We start from the raw sequence: 2,972 nt of genomic DNA, 5'->3' as shown, positions 1-2,972 counted from the left end.
CCGGGCTGCGCCTCGCGTGCGTACGTCCTGCGGACGGGGTCAGGAGGTCTGCGCCTGTCCGGCGCGGGCCCTGGCCTGGGCCAGCTCCGCCGACTCCTTCGGCATACCGAGACCGGCGGCCTTCATCGCGAGGCCGACGATGCCGCCGATGACGGTGACGGCGATACCGGCCCAGAAGCCGAGCGGGTTGGCCGCGACCATGAAGACGCCTGCGATGCAGAAGCCGATGAAGGAGATGATGACACCGGTCCAGGCGGCCGGGGTGTGTCCGTGGCTGCTGCCCGCCATGAGTTGCTCCTCGTTGGTGTTGCGCTGTTGGTATCGCTCGGTGTCGCTGTGCGCAGAGCCGGTGCCGCTGTGGGTGCCGCTGTGCTGTGAGCTCAGGGCCATTGTCCCGTACGTGCGGACGGGACGTGAGCGGGGGGTCATGCCTCGCGCGTCGGGTCCTCGCCGCGGTCCAGGGCCTTCCACAGGTCCTCGGGCCGGTCGGGATCCATGGCCTTGCGGGGGGCCTTGCGGGGACGCGGGGTGCCGTCGCGCTCGTACCGCCCGGACATCGTGGGCCAGCGCCTGCCGTAGCGCAGGGCGAGCAGCCCGGCGAGCAGGATCAGCAGACCGCCGGCCGCGGTCACGTAGGGCCAGGCGGTGTGGCTGAGGGCGCCGATGGTGGCGGAGGTGTCGCCGGTGGCCTGGGCGGCCTGCTCGTCGAGCGCGGCGCTGTCGGAGGCGCCGAGGAAGGCGCTCAGCGCGGCGCCGAGCCCGCTGAGGGCCAGCAGTCCGGCGACGAGCAGCCGGCCGCTGCTGCGGACGGCGAAGACGGCGACGAGCGCGGCCAGGCCGACGATGGCGAGGGCGGCCGGAAGACCGGTGACGTCCTGTCCGTCGGCGCTCATCGGCAGGGCGCCGCCGCCGACCGCGGCCCGGCCCTGGGCCCAGGTCTGCCCGGAGGCGAGCAGGACGACAGTGGCCCCGGCTGCCCCGAGGAGCAGGCCGGCGGCCAGGCTTCGGCGGCTTCCCGCGCTGTCGGGCGCGGAGACGGCTTCGGCACGGGGCTGGGGTACGGGGACAGCACTCACGTACTCCACTATCCCCTACCGCCCCGGGGTGACCGGCACATGGGGGGTGTGAGATGGAGCCCCCGCGACCCGCCCCCGCGTGCGCCGGCCGGGCTCATGCGCCGCCGAGGCGGTTGGCCGTGTGAACGGCGCGCAGCACCGCCGCGGCCTTGTTGCGGCACTCGGTGTCCTCGGCGACCGGGTCGGAGTCGGCGACGATGCCCGCCCCGGCCTGGACGTATGCCGTTCCGTCACGCAGCAGGGCGGTGCGGATGGCGATGGCGGTGTCGGAGTCCCCGGCGAAGTCGAGGTAGCCGACGCAGCCGCCGTACAGGCCGCGGCGGGTGGGTTCGAGCTCCTCGATGATCTGCATGGCGCGCGGCTTCGGGGCGCCGGAGAGGGTGCCCGCCGGGAAGCAGGCGGTGAGGACGTCGAAGGCGGTGCGGCCCTCGGCGACGCGGCCGGTGACGGTGGACACGATGTGCATCACGTGGGAGTACCGCTCGACCGACATGAAGTCGACGACCTCGACGCTGCCGGGTTCGCAGACCCGTCCCAGGTCGTTGCGGCCGAGGTCGACGAGCATCAGGTGCTCGGCGCGTTCCTTCGGGTCGGCGAGGAGTTCCTCGGCGAGGGCCTGGTCCTCCTGCGGGGTGGCGCCGCGGTGCCGGGTCCCGGCGATCGGGTGGACCATCGCGCGGCCGTCCTCGACCTTGACGAGTGCCTCGGGGCTGGAGCCCGCGACGTCGAAGCCGTCGAACCGGAAGAGGTACATGTACGGCGAGGGGTTCGTGGCGCGCAGCACCCGGTAGACGTCCAGCGCGCTCGCGGTGCACGGGGTCTCGAAGCGCTGGGAGGGGACGACCTGGAAGGCCTCGCCGGCCCTGATGCGCTCCTTCACGTCCTCGACGGCGTCCTGGTACGCCGGGCCGCCCCACAGCGCGGTGTACGGCGGGAGCTCTGAGGGCGGCAGGACGGCAGGGGTGTTCTCGACGGGGCGGCGCAGGTCCTGCTCCATGGCGTCGAGCCGGGCCACGGCGTCGGTGTACGCCTCGTCGACGCCGGTGGCCAGGTCGTTGTGGTTGATCGCGTTGGCGATGAGCAGGACGCTGCCGGCCCAGTGGTCCAGGACGGCGAGGTCGGAGGTGAGCAGCATGGTCAGCTCGGGGAGCTTCAGGTCGTCGCCCCCGCTCTCGCCGATCTTCTCCAGCCGCCGCACGATGTCGTAGCCGAGGTAGCCGACCATGCCGCCGGTGAAGGGCGGCAGTCCTGATTCCGGGTCGTGCGGGGTGTGCAGGGTCTCGATGGTGGCGCGCAGGGCCTGGAGCGGGTCGCCGTCGACGGGGACGCCGACCGGCGGGGTGCCGTCCCAGTGGGCCCGGCCGTCCCGGGTGGTGAGCGTGGCGGCGCTGCGTACCCCGATGAAGGAGTAGCGCGACCAGGTGCGGCCGTTCTCCGCGGATTCCAGGAGGAAGGTGCCGGTGCGCTCGCCCGCGAGCTTGCGGTAGAGCCCGACCGGGGTGTCGCCGTCCGCGAGGAGCCGGCGGGTGACGGGGATGACGCGCCGGTCGACGGCCAGCTTGCGGAAGGTGTCGAGATCCATGGCGGCAGACCCTACTGTCCGAGCGGGAGGACGTCGGCGTCGAAACAGGTGCGGTCGCCGGTGTGGCAGGCGGCACCCGTCTGGTCGACCCTGACGAGGACGGTGTCGGCGTCGCAGTCCAGGGCGACGGACTTGACCTGCTGGATGTGGCCGGAGGTGTCGCCCTTGACCCAGTACTCCTGGCGGCTGCGCGACCAGTAGGTGCAGCGGCCGGTGGTCAGGGTGCGGTGCAGGGCCTCGTCGTCCATCCAGCCGAGCATCAGCACTTCGCCGGTGTCGTACTGCTGGGCGATGGCCGGGACCAGTCCGTCGGC

Annotated in this window: 4 protein-coding genes; all 4 read right to left on the bottom strand. The window is 72.9% G+C overall.

The window, feature by feature from the left end; translation table 11 throughout:
* Positions 1-39 precede the first annotated feature (39 nt).
* Positions 40-288 carry an HGxxPAAW family protein gene (locus tag J1C73_RS01580; RefSeq protein WP_123471445.1) on the bottom strand — a complete coding sequence of 83 codons (249 nt, stop codon included), beginning with the start codon at positions 286-288 and terminating at the stop codon, positions 40-42.
* A 137-nt stretch (positions 289-425) separates the two neighbouring features.
* A complete protein-coding gene (locus tag J1C73_RS01575) occupies positions 426-1,085 on the bottom strand; it encodes a TIGR02234 family membrane protein (RefSeq protein ID WP_207314725.1) in 660 nt (219 codons plus the stop codon).
* Between the two features lie 85 nt (positions 1,086-1,170).
* Positions 1,171-2,658: an anthranilate synthase component I gene (locus J1C73_RS01570; RefSeq protein ID WP_207314724.1), complete on the bottom strand. Its 1,488-nt coding sequence runs from the start codon at positions 2,656-2,658 to the stop codon at positions 1,171-1,173.
* A gap of 11 nt (positions 2,659-2,669) precedes the next feature.
* Positions 2,670-2,972: phosphoribosyl-AMP cyclohydrolase (gene hisI, locus J1C73_RS01565; RefSeq protein ID WP_207314723.1), on the bottom strand; the 303-nt coding region annotated here is incomplete at its 5' end.

The sequence above is a fragment of the Streptomyces laculatispora genome (assembly GCF_017353455.1).
Lineage (GTDB): Bacteria > Actinomycetota > Actinomycetes > Streptomycetales > Streptomycetaceae > Streptomyces > Streptomyces laculatispora.
Note: the sequence above shows the minus strand (reverse complement) of the source record. Positions and strands in the feature narration are given on the sequence as shown.